The organism is uncultured Gilvimarinus sp., from assembly GCF_963975215.1.
In the GTDB taxonomy this organism is placed as follows: Bacteria; Pseudomonadota; Gammaproteobacteria; order Pseudomonadales; family Cellvibrionaceae; genus Gilvimarinus.
This window is the reverse complement of the sequence record NZ_CAXBFW010000002.1, coordinates 27,306-44,250: the sequence shown is the minus strand read 5'-3', so window position 1 is coordinate 44,250 and position 16,945 is coordinate 27,306. Positions and strand designations below refer to the sequence as shown.

The 16,945-nt window shown below is 53.0% G+C and carries 15 protein-coding genes; 12 read left to right on the top strand and 3 right to left on the bottom strand.

The annotated features are described in order from the left end of the window. Nucleotides 1-16: 16 nt before the first annotated feature. A complete protein-coding gene (locus AAC019_RS02075) occupies nucleotides 17-637 on the bottom strand; it encodes a histidine kinase (protein WP_339896902.1) in 621 nt (206 codons plus the stop codon). A 376-nt stretch (nucleotides 638-1,013) separates the two neighbouring features. On the opposite strand from AAC019_RS02075, the gene AAC019_RS02070 reads away from it, so the two are divergent. The 4 genes from AAC019_RS02070 to AAC019_RS02055 are packed head-to-tail and all read left to right on the top strand — an operon-like array spanning nucleotide 1,014 to nucleotide 6,621. After that, nucleotides 1,014-2,849: an extracellular solute-binding protein gene (locus AAC019_RS02070; protein WP_339896901.1), complete on the top strand. Its 1,836-nt coding sequence runs from the start codon at nucleotides 1,014-1,016 to the stop codon at nucleotides 2,847-2,849. 24 nt (nucleotides 2,850-2,873) lie between these two features. Beyond that, nucleotides 2,874-3,959: a microcin C ABC transporter permease YejB gene (locus AAC019_RS02065; protein WP_339896900.1), complete on the top strand. Its 1,086-nt coding sequence runs from the start codon at nucleotides 2,874-2,876 to the stop codon at nucleotides 3,957-3,959. Between the two features lie 12 nt (nucleotides 3,960-3,971). Then, nucleotides 3,972-4,994, top strand: coding sequence for an ABC transporter permease (locus AAC019_RS02060; RefSeq protein WP_339896899.1), 1,023 nt, complete (start codon nucleotides 3,972-3,974; stop codon nucleotides 4,992-4,994). A 7-nt stretch (nucleotides 4,995-5,001) separates the two neighbouring features. Beyond that, nucleotides 5,002-6,621, top strand: a complete 1,620-nt coding sequence (locus AAC019_RS02055; protein ID WP_339896898.1) for a dipeptide ABC transporter ATP-binding protein — start codon at nucleotides 5,002-5,004, stop codon at nucleotides 6,619-6,621. On the opposite strand, the gene AAC019_RS02050 is transcribed toward AAC019_RS02055, so the two are convergent. Beyond that, nucleotides 6,605-8,197, bottom strand: a complete 1,593-nt coding sequence (locus tag AAC019_RS02050; protein ID WP_339896897.1) for a LysM peptidoglycan-binding domain-containing protein — start codon at nucleotides 8,195-8,197, stop codon at nucleotides 6,605-6,607. The two genes, AAC019_RS02055 and AAC019_RS02050, sit on opposite strands and share 17 nt — an antisense overlap. 119 nt (nucleotides 8,198-8,316) lie before the next feature. Continuing rightward, complete coding sequence (gene gloB, locus AAC019_RS02045; protein ID WP_339896896.1) at nucleotides 8,317-9,105, bottom strand: hydroxyacylglutathione hydrolase; 789 nt, start codon at nucleotides 9,103-9,105, stop codon at nucleotides 8,317-8,319. An 86-nt stretch (nucleotides 9,106-9,191) separates the two neighbouring features. Here gloB and AAC019_RS02040 point away from each other — a divergent pair, with 86 nt between their 5' ends. The 8 genes from AAC019_RS02040 (at nucleotide 9,192) to AAC019_RS02005 (ending at nucleotide 16,905) form a co-directional block, all read left to right on the top strand. Continuing rightward, nucleotides 9,192-9,995: a methyltransferase domain-containing protein gene (locus AAC019_RS02040; protein WP_339896895.1), complete on the top strand. Its 804-nt coding sequence runs from the start codon at nucleotides 9,192-9,194 to the stop codon at nucleotides 9,993-9,995. Nucleotides 9,996-10,005: 10 nt separating this feature from the next. Then, on the top strand, nucleotides 10,006-10,440 hold the full coding sequence (gene rnhA / locus AAC019_RS02035; protein ID WP_339896894.1) for a ribonuclease HI: 435 nt from the start codon (nucleotides 10,006-10,008) through the stop codon (nucleotides 10,438-10,440). A gap of 32 nt (nucleotides 10,441-10,472) precedes the next feature. Then, entirely contained in the window at nucleotides 10,473-11,225 is a 753-nt protein-coding gene (gene dnaQ / locus AAC019_RS02030; protein WP_339896893.1) for a DNA polymerase III subunit epsilon, read from the top strand. Nucleotides 11,226-11,420: 195 nt separating this feature from the next. Further along, nucleotides 11,421-13,136, top strand: a complete 1,716-nt coding sequence (locus AAC019_RS02025) for a pilus assembly protein (RefSeq protein WP_339896892.1) — start codon at nucleotides 11,421-11,423, stop codon at nucleotides 13,134-13,136. 17 nt (nucleotides 13,137-13,153) lie between these two features. Further along, nucleotides 13,154-13,969, top strand: a complete 816-nt coding sequence (gene nudC / locus AAC019_RS02020) for an NAD(+) diphosphatase (RefSeq protein WP_339896891.1) — start codon at nucleotides 13,154-13,156, stop codon at nucleotides 13,967-13,969. Between the two features lie 32 nt (nucleotides 13,970-14,001). After that, complete coding sequence (locus tag AAC019_RS02015; RefSeq protein ID WP_339896890.1) at nucleotides 14,002-14,655, top strand: cation/multidrug efflux pump; 654 nt, start codon at nucleotides 14,002-14,004, stop codon at nucleotides 14,653-14,655. A gap of 75 nt (nucleotides 14,656-14,730) precedes the next feature. Beyond that, the gene (gene sohB / locus AAC019_RS02010; protein ID WP_339896889.1) at nucleotides 14,731-15,804 is read left to right on the top strand and encodes a protease SohB; all 1,074 of its coding nucleotides are present in this window, start codon (nucleotides 14,731-14,733) and stop codon (nucleotides 15,802-15,804) included. 105 nt (nucleotides 15,805-15,909) lie between these two features. Next, entirely contained in the window at nucleotides 15,910-16,905 is a 996-nt protein-coding gene (locus AAC019_RS02005; RefSeq protein WP_339896888.1) for a YhdH/YhfP family quinone oxidoreductase, read from the top strand. The last annotated feature ends 40 nt before the right edge of the window (nucleotides 16,906-16,945 follow it).

Sequence of the window (16,945 nt, the reverse complement as noted above, 5' to 3'; positions counted from 1 at the left end):
ATTCGCCTGTCGTGGCCTAGTCAATCAGGTAGTTGAGTTTTTCCAGCAACCCGTCGATGCAGTTTTCACTGATCACCAGTAATAAGTCGCAGTTTACTTTGTGATCTTCAATGGTGTAGTTAATCTCGATAACGAGGGCGTTTTGCCAGTTGATCTCGCGCTTTTGCAGTGTCTCGGTTATGTTAAAGTGTTCACCCAGCAAGGTAGGGGGCCCCAGGCTGAAGTGGGTGTCCAGCTGACGCGCGATACCGTGGAGGCAGGCACCCCCCAGAACATTGGTTGTGTCCATTAAAAGCTCGCTGCGTGCGCTGGCCCCGGCACTGGCGTCGTAGCGCAGCAGCGTGGCAAGATCGCGATAGTCTGTTCCGTTAAAAATCAGCAGGGCCTCGCCGGCGATGCCGCCACCGATAAACCCCTGACAGACGCCCGCGAGCTCCTGATCATCGTCGCCCTCATGCTGCAAAGACTGCAGTGTCATGGCAATATCGTTGGGTGTTAGCAGGCTGACCGTTGGAATAGACAGTACAACAAAAACACCCAGTAAGCGCGCCAGGTGGTCGGCCGACTGCCCCATAGCGACATTGGCTATTTCCTGTAGGCAGTCACGCTGATCTTCGGTTAAGAGGTTGGCCGTCATGTCTTGTCTTTTTATGGTGCGCTGCGTAGGGCTTTCACGTTAAACAGCGCGATAGCCTAGGTTTTACATCCGGTCTCAGGGATACCATTGAGTTAATAGTAGCATTTACCTTGCTTACTGTCTGTGTTTTACGGCCGATTTAGCACCGCCTACAAAGCTTGCTTACTATTGTCAGCCAGCCACCACATCGCTACACTCAACCGTTATATGCCCTCAGTTAGCCGCCAATGTGGCCTCTAACAAAGTACGCAATCTGTTGTCTGAGCTTGCGCCAGCTACCCATAAAATATCGACATCGCGGTTTATCAAGCGGTGATATTATGCTCAGGTATGATCAGGTTGAGTTTTAATCAATTATCGATGTGGAGATGTGAGAATGAAATCCCCTGTCAGCGTGCTTGTCTCGCTTACTTTTAGTTTATTGGCGAGCACTGTATTTGCCGTCGAATCGCCGGACGCTGTAAAAGTGATTACATCCCACGCGTTTGCCGAGCATGGTGAGCCTAAATACAGCGCTGATTTTACGCACTTTGAGTATGTAAACCCCGACGCCCCCAAAGGGGGCGAGCTGGTGCTGTCGACCATCGGCACATACGATAGTTTTAATCGCTATGCGCCCCGGGGTGATGCCGATGTTAACAGTGAAGCTTTTTACGATACCCTGATGGTTGCCAGCGATGATGAACTTGGCGTTGTATACCCACTGATAGCCGAGTCGATTGAGTACCCGGAAGATTATACTTGGGTGTCCTTTAATGTGAATCCAGATGCGCGTTTTCAAGACGGGAGTGCAATCACGGCTGAAGATGTCGTGTTTAGCTTTAACAAGTTTAAAGAGCAGGGGGTTTCTCAGTTTAAAAGCTATTACAAAGATGTCGAAAGTGTAAAAGCGATATCCCCGTTAAAGGTGACCTTTACCTTTAATCAAAGTAACCGAGATTACGTATCGAGCTTAGCCAGTTTGACTATATTGCCACAGCAGTACTGGGCTGAGCGAGATCTTTCGGAGCCTCTGGCAGAGCCCCCTCTTGGCAGTGGTGCTTATAAAGTCGTCGATTATAAAATGGGGCAGTTTACGGCTTATGAAGTAATTGAAGACTATTGGGCTCGTAATTTGCCTTCGCGAAAGGGCTTGTTAAATTTCAAGCGCATACGATATGACTATTATCGTGATGATACCGTAGCGCTGGAAGCTTTGAAGGCGGGTGAATATGACTTTAGACGAGAAAATATTGCCAAACAATGGGCCGAAAGCTACGACGTGCCTGCGGTTAAGAGTGGCGATCTTGTAAAGGAAGAGTTGCAGCACGAAATACCACAGCCCATGCAGGCGTTTGTCTTCAATACAAATAAAGAGTTGTTTAAAGATCGCCGGGTGCGTGAGGCATTAAACTATTTGCTGGACTTTGAGTGGCTTAACAAAAATTTGTTTTACTCGTCCTATTCACGCAATACTAGCTACTTTGAAAACACTCCATACAAAGCCCAAGGCAAGCCCGAAGGGTTAGAGCTAGAAATTTTATCGCCCTTTAAGGATCAATTGCCTGCGGAGGTGTTCGGTGAAGTATGGCGCCCCAACACAACCGGCGGCGATGGTAATATTCGTAATGAGATGCGTCAGGCTTTACGCTTACTTAAAGAAGCTGGCTGGGAGCTAAAAGACAAGACCTTGGTCAACAGTAACTCTGGTGAGCCCTTTGCTTTTGAGATGCTACTTTACTCCCCGACTATGGAGCGAGTGGTGCTGCCGTTTAAACGCAATCTTGAGCGTGTAGGTATCCAGGTTGACATTCGCATGGTTGACTCTACGCAATACCTTAATCGGCTGCGTTCACGGGACTTTGATATGACCCCTCAAGGCTATAGTGCAGTACCATATCCGTCGGCCAATATGAAGTTTGCCTGGCATTCAGATTTTATTGATTCAACTTACAATCAGGCGGGTGTTAGTAACCCTGTGATCGATGAGTTGCTTGATCAAATTGCTCAGTCACAGGGTGATGAAGAGCGCCTATTGGCTTTAGGGCATGCATTTGACCGGGTGGCGCTTTGGAATTTCTATGTAATTCCTCAGTGGCATTCAAAGAGTTTTCGCATTGCTTACTGGAACAAATTCTCACGGCCGGATGTTCGGCCTAAGTACGCTATTGGCCTGGATAGCTGGTGGTATGACGCCAACAAGGCAAAGTCGTTAGGCAAGAAGCCAAATTAACGCGTTCACTAGAGGTCGTTAGATTTGGGTGCTTATGTTGTACGTCGGTTGCTGTTGGTCATACCAACGTTACTGGCGATTATTACCCTTAATTTTTTTATTATTCAGGCCGCCCCCGGTGGCCCGGTGGATCAGGCTATCGCCAATATGCTGGGGATGGGTGGGGCTAGCCTGGAGCGTATTTCGGGCAGTCAGGGGGATTCTGATACCGGCGGTTTGGCGCAACAGGAGCAAGGCTCTCGCAGTTCTCGGGGGCTTGACCCAGAAGTTGTGGCTGAAATTGAAAAGCAGTTTGGCTTTGATAAGCCTCTGCTTGAGCGTTATTTCACCATGCTGGGTGATTACCTAACCTTCGATTTCGGGGATAGCTTGTTTAAAGCCAATACCGTTTTGGGGTTGATTGTAGAGCGGCTACCTGTATCCATCTCTTTGGGCTTATGGAGCACGTTAATCATTTACTTTGTGTCCATCCCCCTGGGTATTCGCAAGGCGATTAAGCATCATCAGCCCTTTGACGTGTGGACTAGTTGGGTTGTGGTGATTGGCAATGCCATTCCGGGGTTTTTGTTTGCTATATTGTTGATTATTGTTTTTGCCGGCGGCTCCTATCTGGATTGGTTTCCGTTGCGTGGTTTAGTGTCGGGTAATTTTTCTGAGTTGTCGTGGTACGAAAAGATAGCGGATTACTTTTGGCATTTGGCTCTGCCGATATTGGCACTGGTAGTGGGCGGTTTTGCCACCCTGACAATGCTTACCAAAAACTCCTTTCTGGATGAAATTAATAAGCAATATGTGATCACCGCCCGGGCCAAGGGCGCGGGTGAGCGGCGCATTTTATACAAGCATGTGTTTCGCAACGCCATGCTGATTATTATTGCCGGGTTTCCGGCAACATTCATCAGTATGTTTTTTACCGGCTCGTTACTGATTGAAGTGATTTTCTCACTTGAAGGGCTGGGCCTGCTTGGCTTTGAGTCAACTTTGCAGCGTGACTATCCGGTTATGTTTGGCACTTTGTATATCTTTAGCTTGTTGGGGTTGCTAATCGGTATTGTCAGTGATTTGGCTTATACCTGGGTTGACCCCCGTATCGATTTTGAGTCGCGTTAGGTGAGTCTGGTAATGAGCTTGAGCCCAATGAATCAAGAGCGCTGGCGGCGATTTAAAAATAACCGGCGTGGCTATTATAGCTTGTGGATTTTTCTCGTGCTGTTTAGTGTCAGCTTGTTTGCTGAGCTTGTGGCAAACAATGTTCCGATTGTTGTGGTAAAAGATGGGCAGTGGTATTTTCCCATCGTCAAAGAGTACTCAGAGCTCGACTTTGGCGGTGATTTTGATGTGGCGGCGGACTATCGCGATGAGTATATCGCCGATCTTATTAACGCTGATGGCTGGATGTTATGGCCGCCTATTCACTTTGATTATCGTGCCATTAATTACAATTTGCCAACCCCTGCGCCCAGTCCGCCCAGCGCCGAAAACTGGCTGGGTACTGACGATTTAGGGCGGGATATTCTAGCCCGGCTAATCTATGGGTTTCGTATCTCGGTACTGTTTGGTTTGTTTTTAACGTTGGCGACTTCTGTGGTTGGTGTTGCGGTGGGAGCCGCTCAGGGGTTTTATGGCGGTAAAGTTGATTTGATTGGACAGCGGTTTCTTGAGGTTTGGTCGAGCATTCCAACACTATTTGTGCTGATTATTATTGCCAGTATGGTGCCGCCAAGCTTTTGGATTTTACTCGGGATCTTATTGATTTTTGGCTGGATGTCGCTGGTGGGCGTAGTGCGCGCCGAATTTTTGCGTGCGAGAAATTTTGAGTACGTATTGGCGGCTCGCTCGATGGGGGTCTCGAATGCCGCCATTATGTGGCGCCATCTGTTGCCTAACGCTATGGTTGCCACCATTACCTTTATTCCATTCCTGCTGGTGGGCGGCGTAACAAGTTTAACCGCATTAGACTTTTTGGGGTTTGGCTTGCCGCCGGGCTCTGCCTCGCTGGGCGAGATGGTCAGTCAGGGAAAGAACAACCTGCACGCTCCCTGGATTGGTCTGTCGGTTTTTGTGGTGTTGTCATTGTTATTAACTTTGCTGGTGTTTGTTGGCGAAGCGGTGCGAGATGCCGTTGACCCCAACCGAACGCGTTAGAGTATTTATGAGCCAATCCGCGCCTAATGATTTAATTCGTGTTGAGAACCTTACGCTAACGTTTCGCTCGGCCTCCGAGCCTGCAGTGCGCAACGTTAGCTTTGCGCTGCAAGACGGTGAGGTGTTGGCGCTGGTGGGGGAGAGTGGCTCGGGTAAGTCGGTGACGGCACAGTCAATTTTGCGATTACTCAACCCCAGTGCGGTCGATTACAGCTCGGGGCGTATATTGTTTGCCGATAACGATTTGCTGCGCGCCGATGAACGGCATTTATCACGTATTCGCGGTGGCTCTATCGGGATGATTTTTCAGGAGCCGATGACGAGCCTAAACCCACTGCAAAGTATTGAAAAGCAACTGGCAGAGTCTTTGTATCTACACAAAGGAATGAGTCGAGAGAAGGCCCGGCCTCTAGTGATCGAGTGGCTGCAGCGGGTTGAAATTCGTCATGCTGAGAGCCGGCTTAACGCATTGCCCCACGAGCTAAGTGGGGGGGAGCGGCAGCGTGTCATGATTGCAATGGCGTTGATTAACGAGCCGGCTGTACTTATTGCCGACGAACCGACCACAGCACTGGATGTGACGGTACAGTCACAAATCTTAAAACTGCTGAAACGTTTGCAGCGTGAGCTGGGGATGTCGGTGCTGTTTATTACTCACGACCTTGGCATTGTGCGCAAGCTTGCTGACCGGGTGATGATTATGCGCCGCGGTGAAATTTTAGAGCAGGGCCCTACCGGCGATGTGTTTGATCACCCTAAAACCGATTACGCCCGGGCGCTTTTGGCGGCCGAACCAGGTGCGCCACCGCCACCTTTGACGCAGTCTAAGCCGCTCTTGAGTGTCACCGGTTTGCGTACCTGGTTTGGCGTGAGCTCTGGCTTGTTTCGGCGGGTTAACAATTATGTCAAAGCGGTTGACGATATTAGCTTTAGCTTGGCCGAGGGGGAAACCTTGGGGATTGTCGGTGAAAGTGGCTCGGGCAAAACGACGTTGGGGCGCTCTATTTTACAGTTAATTCCAAGCCGTGGTGAGGTTCGGTTTACCCTTGCGGGTGAGCTGACAGCACACAACCTGTTGCAGCTAAGCGCGAAGCAAATAAAACCATTGCGACGCCACGTGCAGATGATTTTTCAGGATCCGTTTGCCAGCTTAAGCCCTCGTATGTCGGTTATGCAGATCATTGCTGAGGGGCTGCAGGTGCATGAAAACCTCGATAAGCAGGCTCTGGAGGCGCGGGTTATCGAGGCCATGAATGAAGTGCAGCTAGACCCGGCGTTGCGCCACCGTTACCCCAATGAGTTTTCCGGTGGTCAGCGCCAGAGAGTTGCGATAGCCCGGGCACTGATCCTTAAGCCGCGATTATTGGTGCTTGATGAGCCCACTTCGGCGCTCGATCGTTCTGTGCAAAAAGATATCGTCGACTTGTTGCGCCGGTTGCAGCGTGACTATGGGTTATCTTATTTGTTTATCAGTCATGATCTAAGCGTGGTGCGTTCCATGAGCCATCGTATTATGATCATGAAAGACGGTAAGGTGGTGGAGCAGGGCGCTGCCGAGACGCTCTTTGAACGCCCGCAACACCCGTATTCAAAAGCACTGTTAGCGGCGGCTAACGAGCCTTTGTAACATCCACAAATAAGGTGAGCTGCTGGCCCGGGTGAATGTAATTGCGGCTGGAGACTTTGTTCCAGCGGGTTATGTCGTTAATGCTGACATTGAAGCGGCTGGCGATTCTGGCCAAAGAGTCGCCTGACCTCACTTTATAAGACAGCTTTCGTACCACGGCATCGCTATCTCCGGTGTTGTCTTTTACGTTGTTACTCCATACCACTAACTTTTGCCCGGGCTTAATGGTGTCGCGCGGTGACATACCGTTCCAGCGCGCCAGCGAGCTGACACTAACCTGATGCTTGTTGGCGATGCGCCAAAAGCTATCGCCTTTGCGTACTGTGTATGAAATTTTGCTGTCTTCGCTGCGACCTTTAGAGCGGCTCTGAGTGCTTATGCGGCGCTGATTAGCGCTGAGCTTGTAGTGTTCCGCACCAGCGCTGGCGCTAGGTATCAGGAGTACATCGCCGGCACGAATACGCGATGACGTTAATTGATTGGCGCTTTTAAGGGCATCGACGCTGGTGTTATGGTTTTTGGCAATGCGAATTAAGCTATCGCCCGAGCGAATTTTATACCTATCCCAGCTAATGCGTTGCGAAGGGTCTATGCCCGCCAGTGCGGCGCTAAACGCTTCGGCATGCCCGCTGGGAATCAGCAGGCGGTGGGGGCCTGCCGGGTCGGTAGCCCAGCGATTAAAGCCCGGGTTGAGCAAGTAGAGCTCTTCCATGGTGATGCCCGCCAGCTCGGCGGCTTGCGCCAGATCTAGCTGAGAACCTATATCGATGGCGACAAAATAGGGGGCGTTGGGGATTTCCGGCAGCGTCACTTTAAATTTGTCCGGTTCGGCGACTACGTGGGAAAGCGCCAGCAGCTGCGGCACATAGGCCTGGGTCTCGCGGGGCAATTTAAGCGACCAAAAGTCGGTTGGCTTGCCCGCTCGCTCATTGGCTTTAATGGAGCGCATTAAACGTCCCTGGCCTGTGTTGTAAGCCGCTAGTGCGAGCAGCCAGTCGCCATTAAACAGTGTGTGTAGGCGTTTTAGATAGTTAATGGCGCCATTGGTCGAGGCAATGACATCGCGCCGGCCGTCGTACCACCAGTTTTCTTTAATCCCGTAATCGCCAGCCGTGCCGGACATAAATTGCCACATACCGGCGGCGGTAGCGTGGGAGTAGGCAAAGGGGTCAAAGGCGCTCTCGACAACGGGCATCAGGGCGATCTCCAGCGGCAGCCCCTCTTCTTCCAGGCGCTGGACGATGTAAAACAAATAGCGCTGGCCGCGCTCGAAGACCCGGTCGATGTATTCAGGGTGTTTGGCGTACCACTGTTCGTATTGCTCAACTTTTTTGTGATCCAGATCGGATATAGCAAAGCCCGAGCGCATCCGCTCGATTAGTGTCAGCTCGGCCGGCTCCGGCTTGGGCGAGGCGATGGGAGGCGCGCTCACCGCAACAGGCTGGGTATCGGTGGGGGTATTTTCAGCGGCGCCGATCGGTTCCTGAAAGTCGTCTTTTTCGGCGAAAAGGCCGCTACATCCATTTAATATTACTGAAAACAAACAAATTAGGGTGGTACGAGATACTGCGGTCATTGCGTCACTTTGCTGGTTGCGCGTTGCACCTGAGTGGTTGCGCGTTAACGGGTCACGCTTGGCTTTAGCCTATTATTCACGCGAAATTCAGCCGATTCTATGGGTTTGCGTGGCACTGGTCAATTGCCGGGGAACTCGTTTTTCCATTGCCTTAAGGTGGCAAAGACCTCTTCGGCCGAGTGCAGCTGGCCACCGGAATAAGCGGCGGCATTAGCGATAATCTCGGGTTCGGTACAGCGCAAAAACGGGTTTGTGGCGAGCTCCAGGGCGATGTTGCTGGGCAGTGTAGGCCGGCCTTGGCCCCGCTTGGCGCGCTCTGCGGCAAGCCGCCGGGCAATGGCTTGATTGTTTGGCTCGACCGCCTGGGCGAAGGCTAGGTTGGCCAGCGTATACTCGTGTGAGCAATAAAGTACAGTGTGCGCCGGCAGCTGCGCTAACTTGGTTAAAGAGCGCAGAAACACCTCTGGCGTCCCCTCAAACATACGGCCACAGCCGCCGGCAAACAAGGTGTCGCCCGCGATAAGTACGCCGTCGGGCTCGGCATCGGCCCGATAGTAAACGATGTGGTCGAGGGTGTGTCCCGGGGTTGTCATAACCTGCCAGCAAGTCTCGCCCAGCTGCAGCTCGTCGCCATCGGCCAGAGGGTGACTGATGTGCGCGATTCGCTCGTTGTCGGGGCCGTAAACCGGCACCTGGTTGTGCTCGAGCAGCTCGTCGATACCGTCGGTATGATCCCAGTGGTGGTGGGTGAGTACGATGCCGGCAAGTGTTAGCCTATATTGCTCAAGGGCGCGCAACACCGGCTGAGCGTCGCCCGGGTCAAAAATATAGGCCTCGGGCTGCGCTGAGTCCGGCTGCAATAACCAGAAATAATTCGTCTCGAGTGCGGGTAAGCCGTAAATCTGCATGGTCTAACTCCGGTTGGCTTCTTTGCGCTGGCGAATACTGGTATTTTATCAGGATAGGCGGGCAGAGTTATACCGTGGAGGTGTGTGTGCTCGAGCAACTAAAAACCAAGATTAAGCGTCGCCGCGATGTACGCCCGTCGGCGGAAGCCGTACCGGCACTGACCGACTGGTTTAACACTCCGGCCGGGCAGGGGCTGCTGGCCTGTGAAAAAGACGATATCGATCAAGCACTTGCCTGCTTGTTCGGGTATCATTTGTGCCAGTTGAGTGTCGCGCGCGGGTTGCAGTTGACCGACAATAGCCGCATTGCCCATGCGTTTGCGCTTAACCCCTGCGCCGTTTCAGGCGGCGTTGAGGTTGGCTGCTGTGATTTTGGCCGCTTGCCTCTGGCCCCTGAATCGGTCGATGTGTTTGTGCTGCATCATGCGCTGGATTTTAGCCAAACCCCCCACCAATTGTTGGCTGAGGTTGCCAAAGCCACCATTGCCCGCGGTTACATTGTCATCGTGGGCTTTAACCCCTGGAGCCTGGGCGGGATGTTACGGTTATTGCGCGGTTGGTTTGGTCATGCTCCCGAGGGCGGGCCTCAGGCTCTGCGCTGGGGCCGGCTGCAGGATTGGTGCAAGTTGCTCGATTTGGTTCCTGTCAGTGTATCCCGGGGGCAGTTTTGGCCGCGCTCGAAGGATAATCAGCGGCCCTTTGAGTCTTGGTTGCGCCGCGTCGGCGCCCCCTGGGGTAACTATTACGCTGTGACGCTGCGGAAAGACGTTCCGGCTGTGCTGCCGTTAAAGCCGCGCTGGAACAACGTCGAGCTAAGAGGGTTTAGTGCCGCCTCGGTACCGGGTAAAGTGGGGCGCGGCTCTAACCGTACAAAAAACATTAACAAGTAGTGGTATATTTTTGAAAAGTATAGAGATTTTTACAGATGGAGCCTGCCGCGGTAACCCCGGGCCAGGGGGCTGGGGAGCGCTGTTACGGTTTCAGGGACAAGAGAAAGAGCTGTTTGGCGGCGAGCGCGATACCACCAACAATCGCATGGAGCTGACGGCGGCCATTGAAGGTTTAAAAGCCTTAACCGAGCCCTGCGAGGTAGTACTGACGACCGACTCACAATACGTAAGAAAGGGTATAACCGAATGGATGGCGGGCTGGAAGCGCAAGGGTTGGCGTACCGCCTCTAAACAGCCGGTTAAAAATGTCGATTTGTGGCAGGCGCTGGATGCGGAGAATAACCGCCATAAAATTGATTGGCGCTGGGTTAAAGGCCATAGTGGCCATGCCGAGAACGAGCGGGCAGATCAGTTAGCCAATCGCGGCATCGATCAGCTGAGTTAATTGCGCTTAACCACCTACCTGACAGAGTAAATATGACTACACCGGACAATACTGTAACCCGTCAAATCGTGCTTGATACCGAGACCACCGGTCTTGAGACGAGCCAGGGGCACCGCATTATTGAGATTGGTTGCGTAGAGGTAATCAACCGCAAGTTAACGGGCAAGCACTACCATCAGTACATTAACCCCGAGCGCGAGGTCGATGCCGGCGCCATGGAAGTGCACGGTATCACCAATGAGATGCTGGCCGATAAGCCGGTATTTGCCCAAATTCGCGATGACTTTATGAGCTTTATTGCCGGCGCTGAGCTTGTGATTCACAACGCCCCGTTCGATATTGGCTTTATCGACGCCGAGCTGCGCCGGATGGACTCGCGTCACAATACTGTCGCGTTAACCAATAGTATCGTCGACACCTTGATCCTGGCACGCGGCAAACACCCGGGGCAAAAAAACAATTTGGATGCTCTGTGTAAGCGCTACGGCGTCGATAACTCTCAGCGCGAGCTGCACGGCGCGCTACTCGATGCCGAGATTCTTGCCGATGTTTATTTGCTAATGACCGGCGGCCAAACGGCGCTTATGCTGGGTGGCGGCGATGGTAGTGACGGCGGTGATGAGGCCTCGGGGGCCGAAATCAAGCGTCTCGATGCCGGCCGGCGCCCACTGCCGGTGATCGCGGCGCAAGGGAATGAATTGCTGCGGCACCAGCAAAAACTCGAGGCTATAAACGGCGCCAGTGGCGGCCAGTGCCTTTGGTTAGCCGAAGATGGTAGCGCTTAATGGCGCCAGATTGATTATTAATGCGACAGCCTTGGCATCTGGCGGCAAATGTTAGCAGCTTTATTGGATTGCCTTAGAGTTTTGTAATAAGTTAATGTAGATTCTATATATCGACATTAATGCATTGGTTATACACAAAAAGCGCTTGCTGCACTGGAGTGTGCGGCTGAGCTAAATACCGGCAGGAAAATAACAGTGACTACAGATACCGCGGAACGTTTTAACCCATCCTCTTTAAAACTGGTACAGAATGAGCTGGTGAGCACTATCGAATCGGCCGCCAACCGTCTGGAGCGCTTCGCTGCGGACCCAAATGATGGCGAATTGCTGCAAAATTGTATCGACGATATTAAACAAATTCGCGGCACCTTAAGCCTGCTTCAGTTGCGCGGGGTCGACACTCTTGCCAGCGAGCTGGTCGAGCACATCACCGATATCCCTCTGGGCGATGGTGCGGCTACCCATGAAAAGCTCGAGCGCATTACATCGGTGTTTTTTATCCTGCCGCGTTATCTTGAGTACTGCACTCAAACCGGTCGCAGTATGGCGGTTTTGCTGATTCCCCATATCAATGATTTACGTGCGGCGCGCAAAGAACCGCTGCTGCCCATGAGCTACTACTTTGCGGTAGAACTTGACCAGTGTCAGCGCCCCGCGCAGCAAACGGCCGATATCCCGGAGGATTTTTGTCAGTTTGTGCGCCGTATTCGGCACATGTACCAAGTGGCTATGCTCAGCGTGCTTCAGGGCAAGCAGGTTAAGCCGTCGCTGGGCATGATGGTGCGCTCGCTGGAGCGGCTTGACAGTGTCACGGCCGGTCGCCCCATGGCCCAGCTGTGGTGGGTGGGGGCTGAGATGATTAGCGCGATCGCCGACGGCAAGTTGCAGCTCAATAAATCCCGCAAAATGCTGTTGGGCGCCATCGACCGGGAGTTTAAGCGCGTCCAGTTTGAAGGCGATGCCTCGCTCGATCGCTCAGCATCGCCGGCATTGTTGCAAGAGTTGGTGTATTTAGTGGCACTTGCTCATCGCGAGGGAGCCCGCAGCGAGGCAATTTTGGCGGCTTTTAACGTTGCCAAGCTGCCCTACAACGAAGTCGAGCTGTTGCGCGAGCAGGAGTACCTTAAAGGCCCCAGTGCGACCACCGTCACCTCTATGACAGCGGTGCTGCAAGAGGAGCTGCGCTCGAGTAAAAACATCTTAGAGCGTGCGGCCCAGGGCGGCATCGAGATGCTCAAAGAGACGCCGGAGCTACCCGAAACCCTTAAAAAGATTGCCGAGATACTCTCGGTGGTCGGCTTGGTGGCCCCCAGTAACTCGTTGCGCGCCGAGATTCAAAAAATTGCCGGTTGGCAAGATGGTACCATCGAGGCGAGCCCCGATGATTTGTTAAGCGTTGCCGACACTTTGCTGTATATCGAAAGCACGGTAAGTGGTCTGGCCCGTATGAATCTGTCGGAAGAGAAGCTCGCAGCCCTCAATGCTCTGTCCCGTGAGGAGGTCTTGTCGAACAGCCAGATCTTTGAGGCCGAAACGCTGGTGATCGAGGAGGCGGAGTCGGGGCTGGCGATGATTAAGCGGGCGCTTAATAGTTACTCTGAGTCAAATTACGACATAGGCCACATCAAAAATGTCGCGTCGACCCTCTCTAGTGTGCGCGGTGGAATGCAGGTGTTAGCGTTAGGGCGTGCCGCTAAAGTGGTCGCGGCTTGCGAGCAGTTTGTCAATGAGGCGCTGCTGGGGAGTGAACAGCTGCCGGCGGTACAGCACCTGCTGGAGACTTTTGCCGATGCAGTGATTAGCCTCGAGTACTATCTCGACGCCATCAAAACAGAAAAAAGCGCCGATACCAGCGTGCTGCAGATAGCGGAAGAGAGCTTACAGGCGTTAGGGTATCCTGTTGCCTCATAGCGGGGTGATGGTTTCTTGTGAATAGCGCGGATAAAACTAATTACTACTGGCCCGTGGCCGACGGCCAGCTGTGGCTGCCAAATGGGCAGCCGGCCACCCAGCTACCCGAGGACCAAAGCACCTGTTTTCGAATTGACCTGCCCGATGAGGATGGCGTTTCTCGCCACTGGATTAGCTTGTCGGATAAGCCCCATGGGTTAGCGCCCGAGCACTGGCATAACTTGCGTGAACTGATGGATAGTTGCACGCCCGAGATATGGTTTTGGGCGGGCAGGGCGCTGCAAGTTGAGCACTGGTGGCGCCGTCATCGGTTTTGCTCCGGCTGCGGCGCCCCACTGCCAGAGCCTGTAGCGGAACGCCTGGCCCATGGCGAGATGGTGCGGGTATGTGCTAGCTGTCATATTCACTACTACCCGGTGCAAACTCCCTGCATTATTGTTTTGGTGACGCAGGGGGATCACTGTTTGTTAGCCCTGCACCAACGCTCCCGAACGGGAACTTACACCACCCTGGCCGGCTTTGTTGAGGCGGGCGAGCGAATCGAGCAAACTGTCGTCCGCGAAGTCGCGGAAGAGGTGGGGCTCAAGGTCAACAACCTTAGATACGCCGATAGCCAAAGTTGGCCTTTCCCAGCGCAATTAATGTTGGGGTTTTACGCTGAGTACGAGGCTGGCAGTATCGTGCCGCAGCCCGAAGAAATCACCGAGGCGCATTGGTACCACTACCGGGACTTACCCAAAATACCCCCCCGTGGGACGATTGCGCGACAGCTGATTGACGGCTTTGTCAGCGATCGCGAGGCCGTTGCCCGCAAGTCGGGCGAGAGTGAATAATATGCTGCCAATAGTACAAAGGGTTAAAAATCATGGTTTATAGTGCAATCGCGGTGCTGGCGGGCTTGTGTTGCCTGGTAGTGGCGTACTCCGCCGCTAAACTACTGTTTAAAGACTCTTGGGTGCTGGGGTGGTTACGGGGCATGTTTGGTTTGGCGCTGCTTGGTTTGGCAGTCGTGTTTGCCTTTGTTGCCTGGGATATTTTTAGCTACCGGCAAATCCAGCAAGAACAAAGAGTCGCGACGCTTGGCTTCGAGAAAGTAAAAGACGCGCTGTACAATGTGGTTGTGTCTGACGAGCATGGTAACGAACAGCGCTATCAAATTGCCGGAGACCAGTGGCAGCTCGATGCCCGCATTATTAAGTGGAAGGGCATTGTCGCTAATTGGGGAGTTACGCCTGGTTACCGGCTTGACCGGCTCAGTGGGCGTTACTACTCGCTGGAGCAAGAGCGCTCAGCCGAGCGCACTGTTTACTCGTTTCATGAGAGTCAATATGGGATCGATGTGTGGCGTTGGTTGCGCGAGGCGCGTGACTCCCTGCCACTGGTAGATGCAGTGTATGGAAGCGCGACTTATTTGCCCATGGCGGATGGCGCACTGTTTGAGGTGAGTTTATCGGGTACGGGCTTAGTGACCCGTCCGCTGAACGATTCTGCGCGGGAGGCGGTGGGCGCCTGGCGCTAACGATGACAAATAAACACGGTTGTTAGGCAACCGAGATAAGTAATTACCGAGAAAAGTAACTGGGGAGTAGATTTTTTGGAATTTTTAACCGATTACGGAATGTTTCTGGCAAAGGCCGCCACTATCGTGGTGGCTTTTGCCATTATCTTGGCGCTGATTGTTAGCAGCAAACAGCAGCGCGGTTCTGACAAAGGTCACATTGAGGTAACCAAGCTTAATGATACCTACGATGAATACAGCGATATCATTAAAGCCGAAGTGCTCGACTCGGCGGCCGTGAAGTTAGAGCACAAACTTAAAAAGAAAAAAGAAAAGCTATTAAAAAAACAAAAGAAACAAGAGGGCAAGGCCGCCGCTGACAACCCGAATGAGACGGCAAAGGCCGCCAGCGTGCGCAAGCGTTTATTTGTGTTAGATTTTGACGGCGATATTAAAGCCTCGGCTAACGGCAGTTTGCGCGAAGAAATTACCGCGATTCTGGGGGTTGCCACCGAGCAAGACGAAGTCGTGGTGAAGTTAGAAAGTGGCGGTGGCATGGTTCACAGCTACGGTTTGGCCGCCAGTCAGCTTACCCGTATTACCGAGCGCAAGATTCCGCTGACGGTTTGTGTCGATAAAGTAGCCGCTAGTGGTGGTTATATGATGGCCTGTGTGGCCGACAAAATTGTCGCGGCACCGTTTGCGGTGTTGGGCTCTATCGGCGTTGTCGCGCAACTGCCAAACTTTCACCGGTTATTGAAGAAAAACGATATCGATTACGAGATGTTTACCGCCGGCGAGTACAAGCGTACGGTAACTATGTTTGGCGAAAACACCGAAAAAGGCCGCGAGAAGTTTACCGATGATCTGGAGCAAACCCACGATTTGTTCAAGTCGTTTGTAAGTGAACACCGCCCGGGTGTTGACGTCGATAAAGTAGCCACTGGTGAGATTTGGTATGGCACTAAAGCGGTCGAGATGCAGTTGATTGATCACGTCCAGACCAGCGATGGTTACTTGTGGGATCAGCACGCCACGAGTGACATTTTTGCGGTTGAGTTTGCCCATAAAAAATCATTACCCGAACGGCTTGGGCTTGCCGCCGAGGCGTCGGTTGATCGCCTTTTTAGTCGGGTGATGACCCGGGTACAACCTAAGCGCTGGTTTTAAGTCCGGCACATTACGGTAGCCCGTGCGGCACCCGGGCGCGTTATGAAGTGCTAGCTTGAAAGTTCTGACTATAGCGCTAAATGCGATTGCTTAGAGGGCTCAGTTATGCAAGATTATCGCGCACTTCGTATTCACCGTAAGGGTGATGATCAGTTTCACGTGGCGGTCGAAAACCTGGCGTCAGACACCTTGCCGCAAGGCGATATTTTGGTGCGTATACGCTACAGCGATTTAAACTATAAAGATGCGCTGGCGGCTGTGGGTAACCCAGGCGTTAGCCGCCACTTTCCGCATACGCCGGGTATCGATGCCGCCGGCGAGGTCGTCTCTGACGTGACCGGTCAGTATCGCCCGGGAGACCGGGTACTGATAAGCGGCTACGATTTTGGTATGAATAGCCCCGGTGGCCTCGCTCAGTATTGCCGGGTACCGCTACAATGGGTCTGTCCGTGCCCGCCGCAGCTAGAGCTTAATGACGCTATGATTTTTGGCACCGCAGGGCTCACGGCTGCCATGTGCCTCGATAAGCTTGCCCGTGTTCAACACCGCGCCATCAGTGATACCCGCTTGCTCGTCAGCGGAGCATCCGGCGGGGTCGGGTCGTTGGCCGTGGCAATAGCCGCAAAGCTCGGTTATCAGGTGATTGCGATGAGCGGTAAAGCCGGGGCCGCCGATAGCTTGCGGGAACTGGGGGCACAAGAGGTTATCAGCTCGGCCGATTGGCTAACGGCCAATAAAAAGGCGCTGCTTAAACCCCAGTGGCACTGCGCCATCGATACTCTGGGTGGCGATGCGCTGTTTAATATCGTTAAAGCGACCGAGCGTGAAGGGGCTGTGGCGGCGTGCGGGCTGGCCGCAGGGGGCAGTTTTGCGGCTACGGTTTACCCTTTTATTTTGCGCGGTATCGCTTTGCTGGGGGTAGATTCAGCCGAGCAGGCCAATGATTATAAGCGTAAACTCTGGCTGCACCTGGCCACTGATCTTAAACCCAAATCGCTGCGTAACCTAAGCCAAGAGATATCCTTGGAACAAGTGCCCGAGGTGCTCGCGCAAATGCGCGCAGGTACATCCCGTGGTCGTTATTTAGTTCGTATCGACTAAGCGGCATTTTTTGTACGTACTGCTTTTGCCGGAGATTGCT

Coding starts and splice junctions, on each gene's coding strand:
- AAC019_RS02015 (WP_339896890.1), top strand. CDS start 14,002: ATGGTTTATAGTGCAATCGCGGTGCTGGCGGGCTTGTGTTGCCTGGTA.
- AAC019_RS02005 (WP_339896888.1), top strand. CDS start 15,910: ATGCAAGATTATCGCGCACTTCGTATTCACCGTAAGGGTGATGATCAG.
- AAC019_RS02060 (WP_339896899.1), top strand. CDS start 3,972: ATGAGCTTGAGCCCAATGAATCAAGAGCGCTGGCGGCGATTTAAAAAT.
- gloB (WP_339896896.1), bottom strand. CDS start 9,105: ATGCAGATTTACGGCTTACCCGCACTCGAGACGAATTATTTCTGGTTA.
- AAC019_RS02075 (WP_339896902.1), bottom strand. CDS start 637: ATGACGGCCAACCTCTTAACCGAAGATCAGCGTGACTGCCTACAGGAA.
- dnaQ (WP_339896893.1), top strand. CDS start 10,473: ATGACTACACCGGACAATACTGTAACCCGTCAAATCGTGCTTGATACC.
- AAC019_RS02055 (WP_339896898.1), top strand. CDS start 5,002: ATGAGCCAATCCGCGCCTAATGATTTAATTCGTGTTGAGAACCTTACG.
- AAC019_RS02050 (WP_339896897.1), bottom strand. CDS start 8,197: ATGACCGCAGTATCTCGTACCACCCTAATTTGTTTGTTTTCAGTAATA.
- AAC019_RS02070 (WP_339896901.1), top strand. CDS start 1,014: ATGAAATCCCCTGTCAGCGTGCTTGTCTCGCTTACTTTTAGTTTATTG.